This is a genomic window from Cupriavidus sp. PB-02, from assembly GCF_058252315.1.
In genome coordinates this window covers 2404896-2420680 of record NZ_CM177695.1, presented here as the reverse complement: position 1 = coordinate 2420680, position 15785 = coordinate 2404896, and the positions used below count along the sequence as shown (strand labels likewise).

General features: G+C 66.4%; 17 protein-coding genes. 7 read left to right on the top strand and 10 right to left on the bottom strand.

Features of this window, described 5'->3' with window-relative positions:
- Window position 1: 1 nt before the first annotated feature.
- From AC10V3_RS31770 to AC10V3_RS31750, 5 genes are all read right to left on the bottom strand, one after another.
- Entirely contained in the window at window positions 2-1174 is a 1173-nt protein-coding gene (locus AC10V3_RS31770; protein WP_022539373.1) for an ABC transporter substrate-binding protein, read from the bottom strand.
- Window positions 1175-1313: 139 nt separating this feature from the next.
- Window positions 1314-2021 carry an ABC transporter ATP-binding protein gene (locus AC10V3_RS31765; RefSeq protein ID WP_022539372.1) on the bottom strand — a complete coding sequence of 236 codons (708 nt, stop codon included), beginning with the start codon at window positions 2019-2021 and terminating at the stop codon, window positions 1314-1316.
- A complete protein-coding gene (locus tag AC10V3_RS31760) occupies window positions 2008-2772 on the bottom strand; it encodes an ABC transporter ATP-binding protein (RefSeq protein ID WP_454753378.1) in 765 nt (254 codons plus the stop codon). Before AC10V3_RS31760 ends, AC10V3_RS31765 begins: the two co-directional genes overlap by 14 nt.
- Window positions 2765-3805 (bottom strand): branched-chain amino acid ABC transporter permease, encoded by a 1041-nt coding sequence (locus tag AC10V3_RS31755; RefSeq protein WP_022539370.1) that lies wholly within the window; start codon window positions 3803-3805, stop codon window positions 2765-2767. Before AC10V3_RS31755 ends, AC10V3_RS31760 begins: the two co-directional genes overlap by 8 nt.
- Window positions 3806-3817: 12 nt before the next feature.
- Window positions 3818-4681 carry a branched-chain amino acid ABC transporter permease gene (locus AC10V3_RS31750; protein WP_022539369.1) on the bottom strand — a complete coding sequence of 288 codons (864 nt, stop codon included), beginning with the start codon at window positions 4679-4681 and terminating at the stop codon, window positions 3818-3820.
- A 578-nt stretch (window positions 4682-5259) separates the two neighbouring features.
- Between AC10V3_RS31750 and AC10V3_RS31745 the strand changes: the two genes are divergently transcribed.
- The 3 genes from AC10V3_RS31745 to AC10V3_RS31735 all read left to right on the top strand — a co-directional run bounded on the left by AC10V3_RS31745 (window position 5260) and on the right by AC10V3_RS31735 (window position 8098).
- Complete coding sequence (locus tag AC10V3_RS31745) at window positions 5260-6192, top strand: IclR family transcriptional regulator (RefSeq protein WP_022539300.1); 933 nt, start codon at window positions 5260-5262, stop codon at window positions 6190-6192.
- Between the two features lie 33 nt (window positions 6193-6225).
- On the top strand, window positions 6226-7038 hold the full coding sequence (locus AC10V3_RS31740; RefSeq protein WP_022539299.1) for an SDR family oxidoreductase: 813 nt from the start codon (window positions 6226-6228) through the stop codon (window positions 7036-7038).
- Window positions 7039-7123: 85 nt separating this feature from the next.
- The gene (locus tag AC10V3_RS31735; RefSeq protein ID WP_349606029.1) at window positions 7124-8098 is read left to right on the top strand and encodes a Bug family tripartite tricarboxylate transporter substrate binding protein; all 975 of its coding nucleotides are present in this window, start codon (window positions 7124-7126) and stop codon (window positions 8096-8098) included.
- Between the two features lie 94 nt (window positions 8099-8192).
- Here the strand turns inward: AC10V3_RS31735 and AC10V3_RS31730 are convergent, their stop codons facing one another.
- From AC10V3_RS31730 to AC10V3_RS31710, 5 genes are all read right to left on the bottom strand, one after another.
- Window positions 8193-9584, bottom strand: coding sequence for an MFS transporter (locus AC10V3_RS31730; protein WP_022539297.1), 1392 nt, complete (start codon window positions 9582-9584; stop codon window positions 8193-8195).
- Between the two features lie 69 nt (window positions 9585-9653).
- Window positions 9654-9995: a hypothetical protein gene (locus AC10V3_RS31725; RefSeq protein ID WP_022539296.1), complete on the bottom strand. Its 342-nt coding sequence runs from the start codon at window positions 9993-9995 to the stop codon at window positions 9654-9656.
- Window positions 9996-10074: 79 nt separating this feature from the next.
- Entirely contained in the window at window positions 10075-11541 is a 1467-nt protein-coding gene (locus AC10V3_RS31720) for an ATP-binding protein (RefSeq protein ID WP_490923929.1), read from the bottom strand.
- A 21-nt stretch (window positions 11542-11562) separates the two neighbouring features.
- On the bottom strand, window positions 11563-11775 hold the full coding sequence (locus tag AC10V3_RS31715; protein WP_490923928.1) for a histidine kinase dimerization/phospho-acceptor domain-containing protein: 213 nt from the start codon (window positions 11773-11775) through the stop codon (window positions 11563-11565).
- 1357 nt (window positions 11776-13132) lie between these two features.
- A complete protein-coding gene (locus tag AC10V3_RS31710) occupies window positions 13133-13471 on the bottom strand; it encodes a helix-turn-helix domain-containing protein (protein ID WP_490923927.1) in 339 nt (112 codons plus the stop codon).
- Between the two features lie 62 nt (window positions 13472-13533).
- Between AC10V3_RS31710 and AC10V3_RS31705 the strand changes: the two genes are divergently transcribed.
- The 4 genes from AC10V3_RS31705 to AC10V3_RS31690 all read left to right on the top strand — a co-directional run bounded on the left by AC10V3_RS31705 (window position 13534) and on the right by AC10V3_RS31690 (window position 15394).
- Window positions 13534-13944 (top strand): helix-turn-helix domain-containing protein, encoded by a 411-nt coding sequence (locus tag AC10V3_RS31705; RefSeq protein ID WP_490923926.1) that lies wholly within the window; start codon window positions 13534-13536, stop codon window positions 13942-13944.
- 127 nt (window positions 13945-14071) lie between these two features.
- Window positions 14072-14563: a hypothetical protein gene (locus AC10V3_RS31700; protein WP_490923925.1), complete on the top strand. Its 492-nt coding sequence runs from the start codon at window positions 14072-14074 to the stop codon at window positions 14561-14563.
- Window positions 14564-14566: 3 nt separating this feature from the next.
- Window positions 14567-14914 (top strand): hypothetical protein, encoded by a 348-nt coding sequence (locus AC10V3_RS31695; protein WP_490923924.1) that lies wholly within the window; start codon window positions 14567-14569, stop codon window positions 14912-14914.
- A 24-nt stretch (window positions 14915-14938) separates the two neighbouring features.
- Window positions 14939-15394 carry a hypothetical protein gene (locus AC10V3_RS31690; protein WP_490923923.1) on the top strand — a complete coding sequence of 152 codons (456 nt, stop codon included), beginning with the start codon at window positions 14939-14941 and terminating at the stop codon, window positions 15392-15394.
- Window positions 15395-15785 lie beyond the last annotated feature (391 nt).

Below are 15785 nucleotides of genomic sequence, written 5' to 3'. Positions count from 1 at the left end.
CTTACTTCGCCAGTTCAGACAGGCGCACCTGCGAGATCTTGCCGTTCTGCACCCAGCCCACCACGGTATCGGCCATCGACCCACCCTTGGCATCGATGCCATCGACCTCGTTGGGATTGACCTCCCTGGCCAGCCCCTTGACCGCATCCGGCATCTTCGCGCGGATCGCGGCGGCATCGCTGGTGGTGCCGGCCAGCTTCATCGCGCCGGCCAGCGCATACACCATGGTGTAGTTCAGCGACATCTCGGTGGTGGCATCGCGCCCGTCATGCAGCTTCTTGTACTTGGCGTTGAAGTTCTGCGCGGCCGGGCGGCTGTCGTTGACCAGCGGCAGCACGCCGATCGAGCCCTCCAGCATGCCCAGGCCGTTGGTGACCCTGGCCATCTCGTCCATCTTGGCCTGGTCCATCACGATAAAGCCACCCTTGAAGCCCAGCTCGCGTGCCTGCTTGACCACCAGCGCGGTCGGCTCCGACGGGCCGCCGACGAACATCACGTCCGGCTTCTCGCTGATCGCGCGCGACACGCCGCTGTAGAAATCGGTCGCCTTGGTGTACGACATCGGGTTGTTGGCCACCACCTTGCCGCCGGCCGCTTCCCACGCCGGCGTGAAGGCCTGCACCCATGCCTTGGCGTAGTCGTGGTCAGCCGGCGCCAGCGCCACGTTCTTGCCGTAGCGCTTCATCTGCGCCTTGATAAAGGGCTCGATATAGCCGGTGTAGGCCGGCGGGATGCGGATGGTCAGCTTGTTGCCGGCGTCGGTGATGCGCGGCACGCTGGAGTAGGCCATCACCAGGAACTTCTCCTGCTCGTTGAAAGCCTGCAGCGCAAAGATGCCGCCCGAGTGCGGCACAAAGATCGCCGCGGTCTTGTGCTGCTGCACCAGGCGGCGCCCGTTGATCGCGGCCTCGGCGGGCGAGTACTTGTCGTCCAGCGCCACCACTTCCAGCTTGACCTTCTTGCCTTTGACCTCCAGGCCGGAGGCGTTGACCTCGTCCACGGCCATCTGCACGCCCGACAGCACGTTCTTGCCATACAGCGCGGCGCCGCCCGACAGCGGGCCGGTATAGCCGATCTTGACCACTTCCTGCGCCAGCGCGGCGCCCGAGGCCAGCATGGCGGCCACGGCGGTGGCGGCCAGCGGGAAGATACGGCGCATGATGTTGCTTTGCATGCTATGTCTCCTGATAGTACTGCGCTTGTTATGTCTGCTATGCCTGCCGAACCGCTTGTTTGCGCCCCTCTCCCGCTTGCGGGAGAGGGGCAGGGGGAGAGGGCAGGCGCGTCATCCGCGACAAACGCCCGCCACCCGATCACCCCCCGATATACGCCTTCCGAATCCCCTCATCCTTCAGCAACGTATCCCGATCCCCCTCCATCACGATGCGCCCGCTCTCGATCACATAGGCACGATGCGCGATGCCCAGCGCCGCATAGGCGTTCTGCTCCGCCAGCAGCACCGTCGTGCCCGCACGATTGATGCGCTGGATGATCTCGAACATCTGCTTGACCACCAGCGGCGCCAGGCCCAGCGACGGCTCGTCGAGCAGCAGCGCGCGCGGCCGGCTCATCAGCGCACGCCCCAGCGCCACCATCTGCTGCTGCCCGCCCGACAGCGAGCCGGCCGGATCATCCTTCTTCTGCCGCAGGATCGGGAACAACTCGTATACCTCTTCCAGCGTCTTGCGGATGCCTGCGCCATCGCGCCGGTGCACATAGGCGCCCAGCACCAGGTTCTTCTCCACGCTCATCGCCGGGAACAGCTTGCGGCCCTCGGGGCAATGCACCAGCCCCGCCTGCACGATCTGTGACGGCTTCATGCCCGACAGCTCGCGCCCGTCAAAGCGCATGCTTCCGCCGCTGATGCGGTGGATCGCGCTCATCGCCAGGAAGATCGAGCTCTTGCCGGCGCCGTTGGCGCCCAGCAGCACCACCAGCTCGCCGGCGCTGGCGTGCAGGGTGATGTTGTCCAGGGCGCGGAAGCTGCCGTACGACAGCGAGACGCGTTCAAGCTGCAACATGGTCGGCTCCCAGGTAGGCCTCGATGACATGCGGATCCTGCTGGATCTGCGCGGGCGTGCCTTCGGCGATCTTCTCGCCGTAGTTCAGCACCATGATCTTGTCTGCGAGGCGCATGATCATGTCCATCTTGTGTTCGATCAGGCAGACCGTCTTGCCATGGCGCACCATCTTGCGAATCAGCTCGGCGAGGCCGACGGTCTCTTCGGGGTTGACGCCGCCGGCCGGTTCATCCAGCAGCAGCAGTTCGGGGTCGGTAGCGAGCGCCAGGGCAAAGGCCACGCGCTTGCGCGCTTCCTGCGTGATATCGGCGGCGACCTCGTGCGCCAGGTGCGACAGCCCGACAAAGTCCAGCGCCGCTTCGGCCTTGTCGCGGCACAAGCGCTCTTCTTCACGCAGGCGGCGCGTGTTGAACAGCACGTCGCACAGCCCGGCGTGGGTGCGCAGGCGGTGGCCGACGATCAGGTTGTCGAGTACCGTGGCGCGGTCGAACAGCGCCGTGGCCTGGAAGGTGCGCGCCACGCCCAGGCGCGCGATCTGGTCGGCGCGCAGGCCGGCGACGTCCTGGCCCTTGAACAGGATCTGGCCGGAGCTGGGCGCATGCGTGCCCGCCACCAGGTTGAAGAAGGTGGTCTTGCCGGCGCCGTTGGGCCCGATGATGGCGTTGATATGCCCTTGCTCGAAGGTCACCGACACGTCGTGCACCGCGGTCAGGCCGCCGAATTTCTTGGTGAGGTTGCGGATCTCAAGCATGGTCGGCTCCGGCGCGGGTGGTCGATACGGCGGGGGGGCTGGCAGACGGGGCGGAGGGGGCGGACTGCGCCAGCTTGCCGCGCCGCGCGGCCGCGGCCTTGCGCGCCTGCTTCTTCAGGTAAGAGCCGGCGATGCCGTCCGGGAAGAAGATGATCAGCAGGATCAGTACCGGGCCGAACACCAGCATGCGGTAGTCCTGCATGAACTGCAGCGATTGCGTGACCCACGGCACCAGCACCGCGCCCAGCAGCGGCCCGAAGATCGTGCCGATGCCGCCCACCAGCATCGACATCACCATGTCGAAGGTCAGGTCGGTGCGGGCGATGTCCGGTCCCAGGAAGCGCACCTGGCCGGCGTACAGCGCGCCGGCAAAGCCGGCGTAGCCCACCGACAGCACGAACGACAATACCTTGGTGCGCATCAGGTTGATGCCCAGCGCCTCGGCCAGCGCGTCGCTGTTGCGCACGGCCATGAAGCTGCGGCCCAGCAGCGAGGTGACGATGCGGTGCATCAGGAACGTGCCCACCGCCAGGAAGAACAGCACCAGGTAGTACTGCCCCTGCACGCTGTCGAACGCGACCGGGCCGATCGCCGCCGGCACCGGGATGCCGATCAGGCCCACGGTGCCGTGCGTCAGGCTTTCCCACTTCTCGATCAGCAGGTAGATGATGTAGCCGATGCACATGGTGAAGATCGAGAAGTAATGGCCCTTGAGCCGCAGCGACACCACGCCGACCACATAGCCCAGCACCATGCAGACCAGGCCCGCCAGCGCGAACGCCAGCCAGAACGGCACCTGGTGGTCCACGGTCAGGATGCCCAGCGTATAGGCGCCGATCGCCATGAAGCCGCCGTGTGCCAGGTTGAGCTGGCCGGTATAGCCGGTGATCAGGTTCAGTCCCAAGGTGGCGAGGGCATAGATGAATGCCAGCGTCATCACGGTCAGGTAGTAGCTGTTGGGCGTGATCAGCGGGAAGGCGATGGCCAGTGCCAGCAGCAGCATCCAGCCGGTTTTTCCTTGCAATGCTTTCATGTTTTGCGCTCCTCAGGCTGCCTTGCCGGCAAACAGGCCCTGCGGCCGGATCGACAGGATCACCACCAGCAGCACGAAGGCGATGATGTCCTTGTAGTCGGTGGAAACGTAGAAGCCGCCGAAGCTCTCGGCCATGCCGATGATCAGCCCGCCAACGATGGCCCCGGGGATGCTGCCCATGCCGCCCAGGATGATGATGACGAAGGCCTTGGTGATCACCAGGTTGCCCATGCTGGGGTAGACCAGGTTGATCGGCGCATAGAGCGTGGCGGCGATCGCGGCGAGCGCGCCGGAGATGGCGAAGACCAGCAGCGTCACGCGCGTGGCATCGATGCCGACCAGCGCGGCGCCCTCGCGGTTCTGCGCCATGGCCATGATGGTGGCGCCGGTCATGGTGCGCGTGAGGAACAGGTGCAGCAGCACCATCAGCGCGAAGGCGGCGCCGATGATCAGCAACCGCTGCAGCGGTGCGGTCAGGCCGAAGATATCGACGATCTGGCCATACGGCGTGGGCATGCGGTGGAAGTCCGCGCCCCACAGCGCCTGCGCGCCGGCTTCCAGGAACAGCAGGATGCCGATCGCCGCGATCATGTCGTGCAGTTCGGGCGAGTTGCGCAGCGGGTGGAACACCAGCCGGTCGGCCAGCATCGACAGCACCGCCACCACCAGCGCCGCGCCCAGCATTGCCAGCCAGTAGTTCACGCCGAGCGACGTCATCAGGTAGTAGGAGACGTAGGCGCCGGCCATGTAGAACGCGCCGTGCGCGAAGTTGGGCACGTGCAGGATGCCGTAGACCAGCGTCAGGCCAAGGGCCACCAGGCTGTACACGCCGCCCAGCGTCAGGCCGTTCAGGATCTGTTGAAGGAACAATGCCACAGGGGTACCTCGTGCGGTTCGCGAATCGTGGGAAACCAGGCACGCGCCGGCAAGGGCCGAGCGTGCTCCGTCGCGGCGGCGCCAGGCGCGGCCACGGCAGGGAATCGGGGAGCGAGGATCAGGCGGGCGGCGGGGCCGGTGCGCGCGTGCCGCTGCGCGGGCGTGGCACCGTGGCCGGAAGCGCGCCGTGGCTGTCACGGCGCGGGTGCGCAGATGCGTGTTGCAGGTGCTGCATGGCTGTCTCCTGTGCGATGCGGCGCGGTGGCCGCCCGGCAAGCCGTATCGCGGGCCGCGTCGGCTTGGACGGCGGCGTTGCGAACCGGTGACGAGGTGTCGGGAGTATTCCCGCACGGTCGTTCGTTTTCACCGACTGTTGCATAGGCTTTGCGGCATCGTCAAGGAAAGCGACCGAGTATTCCGCACAGCGAAATAGCGCGACGTGGCCCTCCGGGTAAGTCCCGAGCGGGCCTACCCGCTGTCATCGACGGCGCATATGACTCCTATGTTTTCCCTACATACCGGTCCACTGCGCGGCCCCGAAACTGCTATCAAGAGTCTTGTTCCGGACCCCCCTGCCAATGAAGCGCACCACCACCATCCCGATGCCGCCCCCCGACGCCGCGCACACGCTGGCGCCGGCCGACGCGCAGGCGGGCGCTGGCGGCGCCGACGACCGCAACTTCGTCACGGCGCTGGCGCGCGGCATGGAGCTGCTGCGTGCCTTCGGCCCGCAGGACGACTACCTGGGCAATGCCGAGTTGTCGCGGCGCACCGGCATCCCGCGCCCGACCGTGTCGCGCCTCACCTATACGCTGGCCACGCTCGGCTACCTGACCTATATCGAGGCCAGCGAGAAATACCGCCTGGGGCAGGGCGCGATGGTGCTTGGCCACCGCTATGTGGGCGGGGCCGGCATCCGCGAGATCGCGCAGCCGCTGATGCAGTCGCTGGCGTTCGCCACCGATTGCACGGTGGCGCTGGCGATGCCAGACCGGCACGCCATGGTCTATCTGGAAAGCTGCCAGCCGCGCGGCGCGCTGGTGATCCGCCTGGCGCCCGGCGCGCGCCTGCCGATGGCGACCTCGGCGATCGGTCGCGCCTGGCTGGCGGGACTGGACGCCGACCACCGCGAGGCCGCGCTGGCCGAGCTGGCGCGTCACCACGGCGCGGGCTGGCCTAGCGTGCGCGCCGGCATCGAACGCGCGCTGCGCGACCACGCGCGGCGGGGCTTCTGCGTGGCGCATGCCGAATGGGACCGCACCGTCAGCGGCGCCGCCGCGCCGCTGCGGCTGGCCGGCAGCAGCGAGGTGCTGGCGCTGAATATCGGCGGGGCCGCGGCGCGGCTGTCGCCGGAAATCCTGGAAGGCAACCTGGGCCCGCGCATCCGCGAACTGGCCGAGACGCTGCAGGCGCGCCTGTGGCAGCCCGGCGGCGCGCGCGCGTCGGCCCGCGTTGCGTCGGCGCAGCCCGAACCCCACACCGAACCATGCAACCACGCGTCCAACGACTGACGCGGCCATCCCTATTCAACGAGGAGACAACCGATGGAAGTACGCAACAAGACCGTGGTGGTGACCGGCGCCGCCACCGGCATCGGACGCGCGCTGGCGCTGGCCTTTGCCCAGGCCGGCGCGCGCGGCGTGGCGGTGGCCGACCTGAACGCGGCGGGTGCCGCCACCGTGGCCGCCGAAGTCCAGGCCGCGGTGCCGGCGTGCGACGTGTTCGCACAGGCGGTCGACGTCGCCGATGCCGCCGCCGTGCAGGGCCTGGCCGACGAGGCCACGCGCCGCTTCGGCCAGGTCGATATCTTCTGCTCCAACGCCGGCATCATCCTGCGCAAGGGCCTGGAAGCGAGCGCCGACGACTGGCAGCGCATCTGGGAAATCAACGTGATGGCGCATATCCACGCGGCGCGCGCGGTGCTGCCGCAGATGCTGGAGCGCGGCGACGGCTATTTCGTCAATACGGTGTCGGCCGCGGGGCTGCTGTCGCAGATCGGCTCGGCGCCGTACGCGGTGACCAAGCATGCCGCCATCGGCTTTGCCGAATGGCTGTCGATCACCTACGGCGACCGTGGCATCAAGGTCAGCTGCATCTGCCCGCAAGGGGTGCAGACCAATATGCTGTTCGGCGAGAAGGGCGAGCGCAAGGGCTTCCTGCAGGAAGGCTCGGTCACCGCCGAGCATGTGGCCGCGGTGACACTGGAAGGCGTGGCCGACGAGCGCTTCCTGATCTTGCCGCACCCCGAGGTGCTTGAGTACTATCGCCGCAAGGGCCAGGACTACGACCGCTGGCTGCGCGGCATGCGGCGTCTGCATGACAAGGTGATGCAGGAGTTCGGCGGTATCGCGGTGTAGGGCGTGGCAGGTTCAGGCGGCGGCAGTGGCCGCCGTCTTCACATAGCGGGCGGCCACGCAGCCGCCGGCAACAGGAGGAGCACCCATGCGTTTCGGCACCCTTGCCGCGGCAATGCTTGCCACATCCGCGCTGGTCGGCGCGGCCCCCGCGCTCGCACAAAACTGGCCCGCCAAGCCGATCCGGATCGTGGTCGGCTTCCCGACCGGCGGCGCGCCCGATACGCTGGCGCGCATCGTCTCGGAGAAGATCTCGCCATCGTGGGGCCAGCCCGTGATCGTGGACAACAAGCCCGGCGCGGGCGGCAATATCGGCGCCGAGGCGGTGGCGCACGCGCCGGCAGACGGCTACACGCTGGCACTGGGGACGGTCGGCACGCACTCGATCAACGGCGCGCTGTACAGCAAGATGCAGTACGACATGGTGAAGGACTTCGCGCCGGTCATGCTGATCGCCTCGACGCCCAACGTGCTGGTGGTCAACCCCGGCGTGCCGGCGAAGACCACGGCCGAACTGATCGCGCTGGCAAAGACCAAGCCCGGCGCGCTGACCTTCGGCACGCCCGGCGTCGGCACCTCGCCGCACGTGGCGGGCGAGATGTTCAATTCGATGGCCGGGGTCAAGATCACGCACGTGCCCTACAAGGGCCGCGCCATGGCCATCCCCGACCTGCTCGGCGGCCATATCACGATGATGTTCGACAACCTGCCGTCGGCGCTGCCGGTGGTGCGCGAAGGCAAGCTGCGCGCGCTGGGCATCACCAGCGCGAAGCGCTCGGCTTCAGCGCCGGATATCCCGACGCTCGCCGAGCAGGGCCTGCCGGGCTTCGAGGCCGATTCGTGGTTTGCGGTATTCGCGCCGGCCAACACGCCGAAGGAGGTGGTGGCGAAGCTCAATGCGGAGTTCAACCGCATCTTCACGCTGCCTGACGTGCAGGCCAAGCTGAAGACGCTGGGGCTGGACCCGATCCTGGGCTCGCCGGAGAAGCTGGCGTCGTACCAGCGCCAGGAGATCGCGAAGTGGGCGAAGGTGGTGAAGGAATCGGGGGCGAAGGCGGAGTAGCTGCAGAAGCGTGTAGCGAGACGTCCCGATCCCGACGGTTTGCTCCCCTCTCCCGCTTGCGGGAGAGGGGCCACACAATCGGTGTGCGGAATCCCTAAGCGTCCGGCTCCACCGCCGTGCGCGCGGGCTCCACGCCATTCGTGTCCCGCAACCGGCTCAGGCTGATCACCGCCCCCAGCGTCGCCACGACCGCCGCCACATACAGCGCGATACGTGCCGCTCCGGTCGGCGCCAGGCTGAACAACAGCGCCACCACCGCCGTGCCGGTCGTCTGACCCAGCAGCCGCGTGGTCGCCTGCGCGCCGCTGGCGCCGCCGCTGCGCTCCGGCGGCGTGGCGCCGATCATGGCGCGATTGTTGGGCGACTGGAAGAAACCGAAGCCCGTGCCGCACATTGCCATGCGCCAGGCAATATCCAGGCTGCTCGCATCCGGCCCCAGCGTCGCCAGCCCGACCAGCCCGCCCGCCAGCATGGCCAGCCCGACGCCGGCCAGGATGCTCGCCGGGTAGCGGTCCGACAGCCGGCCCGATACCGCCGCCATCACCGCCACCATCAGCGGCCAGGGCGTGATCAGCAGCCCGGTTTGCTGCAGCGAGCGGCCGAGCTGGTACTCCAGGTAGAAGGGCAGTGCCACGAAGGCCAGCATCTGCGTCATGAACGAGCAGAACGACGTGCCCACCGCCAGCGTAAAGGCGCGGCTGGCGAACAGGTCCACCGGCACCAGCGGCGCGGCCCGTCCGTGCTGGCGCCGCACCAGCAGCCAGCCCAGCGCCACGGCCGCGGCCAGCCCCACGCCGCCGGCAATGCGCCAGCCGGCGTGCCCGAGCCCGTCCACGCTGAGGATAAACATGCCGAACACCAGCGCCGACAGCGCCGCGCTGGGATAGTCGAAATCGCGCGGCTGTGGCGGCGTCGCCGGCAGCGCGGTGCGGCTCAGCGCCAGCGCGAAGATCGCCACCGGCACGTTCACCGCGAACAGCCACTGCCAGCTCGCCACCGCCAGGATCAGCGCCCCGAGCGACGGACCCACGGCGATGGTCACGCCCACCACCAGCGCGTTCAGCCCGATGCCACGGCCCAGCTTGGTGGGCGGATAGATAAACCGCACCAGCGCGGTATTGACGCTCATGATGCCGGCACCGCCGATGCCCTGCAGCACGCGTGCCGCCACCAGCATCGGCAGGTTGACCGCCAGCGCGCACAGCAGCGAGCCCACCAGGAAGGTTGCGAGCCCGGCGCGGTACACGCGCTTGTAGCCGAGGATATCGCCCAGCGAAGACAGCGGCAGCAGGCACACGGTCACTGTCAGCTGGTAGGCGTTGACCACCCAGATGGTGCTGGCCGGGTCGGAGTGCAGCTCGCGCGAGATCGACGGCAGGGCGATGTTGGCGATCGAGCCATCGAGCACGGCCATGATCAGGCCGCAGAAAACGGTGAGGATCGCCCAGGTGCGCTGTGGCTGGGGGAGGCCTTGTTCTGGCTGCATGGGGGGAGACATTGAAGACAATGCCGCGCCAGGAATAGCCAGGGTGGCGGCCAGGGCACGGCACCGCCATTATCGTCCGGCGTGGCGGCACTCGCAAATCCGCCAATTGTGGTAGGCGGGCCGCACCGTATGCGCGAGGGCCCGCCGCTGCGGCGCTATCCGGGTGCCTCCCCGGCCTTCATATAGCGCTGCAGCCGCGCCTGCAGCGCCTCGGCCGCGGCCGAGGCGGCCGGCGTCCAGCCTGCGGCGGCCTCGTTCCAGCGCCCGGCACTCGCCGACGATGGACTTGCGGCGCACGATCATGAAGGCGCCTGCCGCTGCGTGCGCCCAGCGCTGCAGGGCTGGCAGGCCCCGCAGCGCCACGATGCGGGCCAGTTCCGGCAGGTCGTGCCGGAGCTGGCTGCGCAGCATGGTTTCGTAGCGTCGGCGGTTGGCAGTGTCGGCGGGGTTGTCGGTAGCGGAATCGCAATCGGAATCAGTGGAGATATTGTCATCGATACCGGCAGCCGTGGCGCCCCCCGCCCATATCCACGGGTGCGTCCCCGCTGCCAGCGCCCGTAGCGCCACCCCCCGCGCCACCGATGTCCGCCAGCCCCGGCAGCCCGCGCAGGCACGCCTGCAGGTCCTGCAGCGACGCCGGCTTGGCGACGTACCCGCTGAATCCGCGCTGCTGCCAGTCTTCGGACGATTCGCTCGTGAATGCGCTGAAGGCCAGCACCGGTAGGCAGGGATGCTGCGCGCGCACCGCGCTCAGCAGTTCGTGGCCGTCCATCACCGGCATGTGCATATCGGTCAGCATCGCGTCGACACGCGTGCTTTCCAGCACCGCCAGCGCCTGCTTGCCATTGCCGACCACGATCGGCTGGCAGCCGAGCGTCTGCAGCTGCTCGGTGATCAGGGTCTGGTTCAGCGGGTTGTCCTCGGCGACCAGGATCGTTGGCGCCGCCGTTGCCGCGGCCAATGCAGGCAGTCGCTGTGGCGGTGCGTGCCCGGGCGCCGGCGCCGCACTGTCGACCGCCAACGCCACGCACTCAAGCAGCGCACGGTGGCTGAACCCGGTGACCTCCAGGACGCCGGGTGCACGCTGGTGCGCACGGTGCGGGCCCTCCAGCGTGACCCACACCACGTGATCGGGGTCCTCGCGCAGGCTGGCCAGCGTCTCCAGCGGATACTCGTCGGTGGCCACGATGACCTGGGGCGCCTTGAAATGCAGGGTTTCCTGCACCGCAGCCAGCGAGCCCAGCACATTGGTGCGCCAGCCCGCCGCATTCAGCCACGCTTCGAGATGATCCCCGGTGCGCGCGTCCTGGTACAGCACCATCACATGGCCGCTCCGCGAATCGAGCGACAGCGCCGGTTCCGGCGACGGCGCGAGCGGAATCGACACCGTGAAGGCACTGCCCACGTCCTGCACGCTGTCCACCGCGATGCTGCCGCCCATCAGCTCGCACAGCCGCGCGCAGATCGACAGCCCCAGCCCGGTGCCGCCATGGCGGCTGACGCTGACGGCATCGCCCTGCACGAACGGCTGGAACGCGCGGGCGAGCAGCGACGGCGGCATGCCGATGCCGGAGTCGCTGACGCGGCAGACCAGCCGTTGGGTGCCGTGCTCGTCCTGGCGGAGATCGCCGCTGACCGTGATGCGGCCGCTGGCGGTGAACTTGAAGGCGTTGCTGAGCAGGTTGTTGAACACCTGCACCAGCCGCGTGCGGTCGCCGATGACTTCCACGTCCAGCGATGGCGACAGGTACAGGTGGAAGCGGATTGCGCGGCCAGCCACCATCGGCGCGTAGGTCAGCGCCAGGCTTTCCAGCGCATCGATGGGGCGGAAGGGTTCGTTGATCAGCCTGAGCTTGCCGGCATCGATCTTGGAGAAGTCCAGCACATCGTTGACGATGCGGCGCAACGACTCGGCCGCGGTGTCGAGCACCTTGAGCCGCGGCGCACAGGCTTCCATGCCGGCGCTGCGCGCCAGCAGTTAGAGGTTGCCCAGCAGCGCATTCAGCGGCGTGCGGATCTCGTGGCTCATGGCCGCAAAGAAGGTGGCGCGCACGCGCATCATGGCCTCGGTGGCCTGCTGCGCCGAGCGCAATTGCTCCTGCAGCGCCTGCTGTGCGGTGCAGTCCTGCACGGCGCAGAACAGCACCTCGTCGTCGCGATAGCGCGCCGGCGCGTAGGTGCGTTCAATCAATAAACCCCCGCAAAACCTGTGAGCTAAAGTCGTGTAAATAGCTCTAGAGGCTCCCCTGAAAGCGTTGTTCCATAAGGATTTTCGTCACTTCAATGACGGATTTGGATCCGCCGGTGCTTCTGCCTGCTCGGGTGACGAAGAACTCCGAATTTTGTCGCGTGGGTGTCTCGCAGCCGGTAGGTACGTCGCTGCATCGCTAGTCGCCTCAACGGCATTTCGCACTTCACATAGGCGGGCGGCCACGTATTCGATCTCGGCGAAGACCGGACGACATTCAGCGGGACCGGAGAAGCCGACGCCTGTGGCCCTCTTCGAGGAACTCCCGGGGGGCCAAAATACAAACGCCATGCCGGGCTGCCACTTGGGATGATGTCTCAAGCTCTCGTTCAGTACTTCAAGGTACTGGACACGCGTAACGACCTCCTTCGTCATCGCTTCTCCTTCCTACGAGCGTCACCCTAACGTGACGCTCGTCTTGCCCGAATCATAGGACTGCATGTACACACCATCCCGCTACTATAGCTAACGGAAGGGTCAACATGACAATTGCCACAGGGAGCCGTAGCGGCCCCGCGGCTCGTACTGTGCGAGACCGCCACGGGGAGTTTCAGGGACGTCGGGTACAGTGCCTGCGGCTGTAAAGTGCAGGCGCTCGCGGTATGGATCGGCCGCCTCCGTAGGAGTCCTTTACCACCCCCGACTGTTCGTCGCCGGGTGGTCACATCGACTCCACATCGCGCCTCAAACGCTATGAGATTGAGATGCTTGCGCCGCGGCAGGTGAGGGGCTGCCCGGGCTCGCGTCGGCGCGATTTCTTGGCCCGAAAGTAGGCGCCCCCTTTTTCGGCGCGGGAAAGCAATCTCAGCTCTGCGCGCTACGTCGCCTTTAGACAATAGACGGATTATGTCTGAACCTTTGCCTTACTTGGCTTCCAGGCGCCGCATCACCTTGCTCAGGCCTGGTGGTATGGGCACGCGGCGCAGCCGCGTTACTTCCGCGGTGCCGGGCCTCATTCGGTAGGCTGAAGTGCAGAGCGTTATCTGCCTGAGCCAATGGCGCGCAGAAGGGCTTGAGGTAGCCTTAGTTCAGTTGGATGGAGCACTCGCCTTCTAAGCGAGCGGTCAGAGGTTCGAGTCCTCTAGGACGCGCCAATCAAATCAAGGGTTTGCGGGTATGTGCCCGCTGGGCGCGCGCACGGCCTGGCGCAGGCGGGCAATCTGCGGGCAAATCTGGCAGGCGGGAGGCGGAGTCGGGTGGGCGGCAGCGGCAATCAGTCGCGTAGGCGTTCCGAACCGGTTCCACCGTGCTCAAAGAAGAGGCTTCCAGTATAGGCGATCGCCGTCGCCGACCGGGCCCGCTAGGCTTTCGCGCCGGACGTGTCGCGCTGACGTGGCCGTCGGCGCGGCCCCGCTGGCTTGCCATCCGAATTAAGCTCTTGGCTGTGCCGGGGTTTGCCGTCCGCCGCGGGCACATAGCCCGGCAGATTCTGCGCATCCTGCAGCAGCGCGGCAGGCGTCGTGTGTAGCGCCGCGGCCACTCTTCCCACCATCTCCAGCGTCGCCGACACGCGTCCGTTCTCGAGGCGGCTGACGGCGCCCTGCTCCAGTCCCAGCAGTCCGGCCAACGTTTCCTGGCTCAAGCCCACGTGGCGGCGCTTTAGCCGCACCGCCTGACCGAACGCCTCCTCAAGATTCATATACGGCGTTAGCGCGTCAAAACCTACATTCTTTTATTCCTGTGAAGAGAAGTCCATGTCGCGTGGAGACAAAATATGTATTAAATGGTATAAACTGCGGTTTAGACGCGCAGTTTGTCGAGCGCATGAATTTTTATGCGCACTTGGGCATAAGGAGCGGCATGGTGGGCAGGACGGAGGTCGAGCTGGAGCGGCTCCTCGGCCAACGGGTACGGGCGCTCCGGCTGCTGCGCAATTTGCCGCAAACGACGCTCGCCGAGATGGCCGGCGTCAGTACCGAAACCTTGCGCGGCCTGGAGAGCGGTCATGGCACCACGGTGCGTACCCTTCTGGCCGTGGTGCGTGCGCTCGGCCGAGAGGAGTGGCTCAATGCGCTGGCGGCCGACGGCGTCACCGCGTGCACGATGGGCGAGGTGTGCCGCACGCTGGTCCGACAGCGCGCCAGCGGCGCTCGGCGCGAGTCGAGCCAGTGAGGGCGTCGTGACGGCGAGTGGGTCATCGCTTTGCCTGATGGGTGCTGGCCGGCCCTCGGTACCGCGGACACCCAGCCAGGCATGACGGACGATGGATTGGATCAGCCAAAGGTGGGAAAGAGTTGCAATGAGATCAGATGTAGTGCAAGGCGGGTCACCGCCAATCGGTACTAATTATTTGCTGGCCGCGGCGGTCGGGAACAGTGAAGGACTGCTTAAGCTAGAGCAGAGCCTGTCACCCTTGGCGTGGAAAATCTGCGACTACCTGTATGGGCTGGCCTATCGGGACAGGCACTCCGCCACGGCAATTTCCGTGTCCTTTCATGAACTGCTGTCGCGATTTCGCCATGCAGAGGGCCACGAGATTGCTGAGGCGGTTCGCGGCTTGCGACGCACGTGCATCGAGTTTGAGCGCGGTGAGGATTTTTGGTATTCGGCTCAAGTCGTGATTGGGGAGCTTTCCGCCTATGTCTTGCGCTTTCAGGTACCTGAGGCCATCCAATGGTTCTGGGCGCAATTGGAAGAGCCACGTCTGTCTCGAGACGAGGCGACCAACATTTTCGCGCAACTCGACCAGCACCAGTTTCTGGAATGGTGCGAGCGCAACGCAGCGGGGTGAAGCATGTTCTGGGCCGTTCCTGGCGTCGATGACGATCCTTGTATTGACCTGGCCGGCTGGGCCGTCGTGGAAACGGAGCGTGGCGAGCGCCATCTGGTCGGATGCAACATTGCGACCGGGCTCGGACGCATCAGCAGTGCGATCGAGCAGTTCGATGCGCGCGCGATGCGGTTCACGACCCGGAGCGGTCGCCTGTATCGGGTGGCCAAGCGGGGCAGCCCTTCGCGCGAGGCGTGGTACGTCTGGGAAGAGTGGGCCAGCTTCAACGCCGTGAAGTCGTGGCGTGAGGTGACGGACGAATATGAGTCGGCGATGCAGGCACATCCTGCCGACGATTCGACGATTCATTAATCGGGATTTCAAAGGGGGAGTATCTTGCTGCGCGTTACGGTTGAACTGTTTCCTGGGGGGCGCGAATCGGGTCGCCGTACGCTGGCGACGGCCGATATTGCGCGCGAGTGTTCGGGCGCGCAGGGCGCTGACTATGCCATCGACATGGAAGAGGAACTCTTGAACGACGTCTATACGGGCGAACTCAAGCACTATCCGCGCTGGTCGGCCAGCATCTGGGATCTGGTGGCGCGCGCGATCGCGGTGGCCCTGACCGGTCAGGAAGCGCTACCGGAGCGACCGGTGCTGCCTAACGTGACCATCCACCGCACGCCGGGCGGCCTGTCCTATGTGCGTTTGCGGGAAATTCCCGAACCAGCGCAGACCTTCTTTGCCCACAACATCGCGCATTCCACTCGGCCGATCATCAGCGAGGATCCGGAACCCCTCGATTGCGCGTATTCCTGGGATTGGAAGGACTTCCTGAGCGGAGCGCGTTAGGCGAGCAGACGCCGACGGTATGACAGCGCATGCCGATGCGCAACGTCGGCCGTCGTCCGGCGAACGCGGTGATCCGCATCGATAGCCAGCCGCAAAGGATTGGCAGCTTGCATGTCAGCGTCCCTAAGAATGGTTGCAGTGTAAAAATTCAATAGCTGATATGACTCCCCCATGTCAATCGAGATTTGGTTTGATTTAGTTTCACAGTTGCATGTTGTTCCCCCCCAATTTCCTGAGGGCGACGTAGCAGTAAGTCTCGACGGTGGATCATGCTGATATCCGCGGGTTGGTTACCGCATTACAGAGGTCCGCCCAATGAGCCTGCCGCTATCTTTTGCCGCAAGTCGGATGAAATCCGTTGCCTAGCTAGGTCGCGGGTTGCTCGTGTGCC

What these genes read in the sequence shown, in the direction of transcription:
- AC10V3_RS31770 (WP_022539373.1), bottom strand. Translation starts at nt 1,174, where the DNA reads ATGCAAAGCAACATCATGCGCCGTATCTTCCCGCTGGCCGCCACCGCC.
- AC10V3_RS31765 (WP_022539372.1), bottom strand. Translation starts at nt 2,021, where the DNA reads ATGTTGCAGCTTGAACGCGTCTCGCTGTCGTACGGCAGCTTCCGCGCC.
- AC10V3_RS31760 (WP_454753378.1), bottom strand. Translation starts at nt 2,772, where the DNA reads ATGCTTGAGATCCGCAACCTCACCAAGAAATTCGGCGGCCTGACCGCG.
- AC10V3_RS31755 (WP_022539370.1), bottom strand. Translation starts at nt 3,805, where the DNA reads ATGAAAGCATTGCAAGGAAAAACCGGCTGGATGCTGCTGCTGGCACTG.
- AC10V3_RS31745 (WP_022539300.1), top strand. Translation starts at nt 5,260, where the DNA reads ATGAAGCGCACCACCACCATCCCGATGCCGCCCCCCGACGCCGCGCAC.
- AC10V3_RS31740 (WP_022539299.1), top strand. Translation starts at nt 6,226, where the DNA reads ATGGAAGTACGCAACAAGACCGTGGTGGTGACCGGCGCCGCCACCGGC.
- AC10V3_RS31735 (WP_349606029.1), top strand. Translation starts at nt 7,124, where the DNA reads ATGCGTTTCGGCACCCTTGCCGCGGCAATGCTTGCCACATCCGCGCTG.
- AC10V3_RS31730 (WP_022539297.1), bottom strand. Translation starts at nt 9,584, where the DNA reads ATGCAGCCAGAACAAGGCCTCCCCCAGCCACAGCGCACCTGGGCGATC.
- AC10V3_RS31725 (WP_022539296.1), bottom strand. Translation starts at nt 9,995, where the DNA reads ATGCTGCGCAGCCAGCTCCGGCACGACCTGCCGGAACTGGCCCGCATC.
- AC10V3_RS31720 (WP_490923929.1), bottom strand. Translation starts at nt 11,541, where the DNA reads ATGGAAGCCTGTGCGCCGCGGCTCAAGGTGCTCGACACCGCGGCCGAG.
- AC10V3_RS31710 (WP_490923927.1), bottom strand. Translation starts at nt 13,471, where the DNA reads ATGAATCTTGAGGAGGCGTTCGGTCAGGCGGTGCGGCTAAAGCGCCGC.
- AC10V3_RS31700 (WP_490923925.1), top strand. Translation starts at nt 14,072, where the DNA reads ATGAGATCAGATGTAGTGCAAGGCGGGTCACCGCCAATCGGTACTAAT.
- AC10V3_RS31695 (WP_490923924.1), top strand. Translation starts at nt 14,567, where the DNA reads ATGTTCTGGGCCGTTCCTGGCGTCGATGACGATCCTTGTATTGACCTG.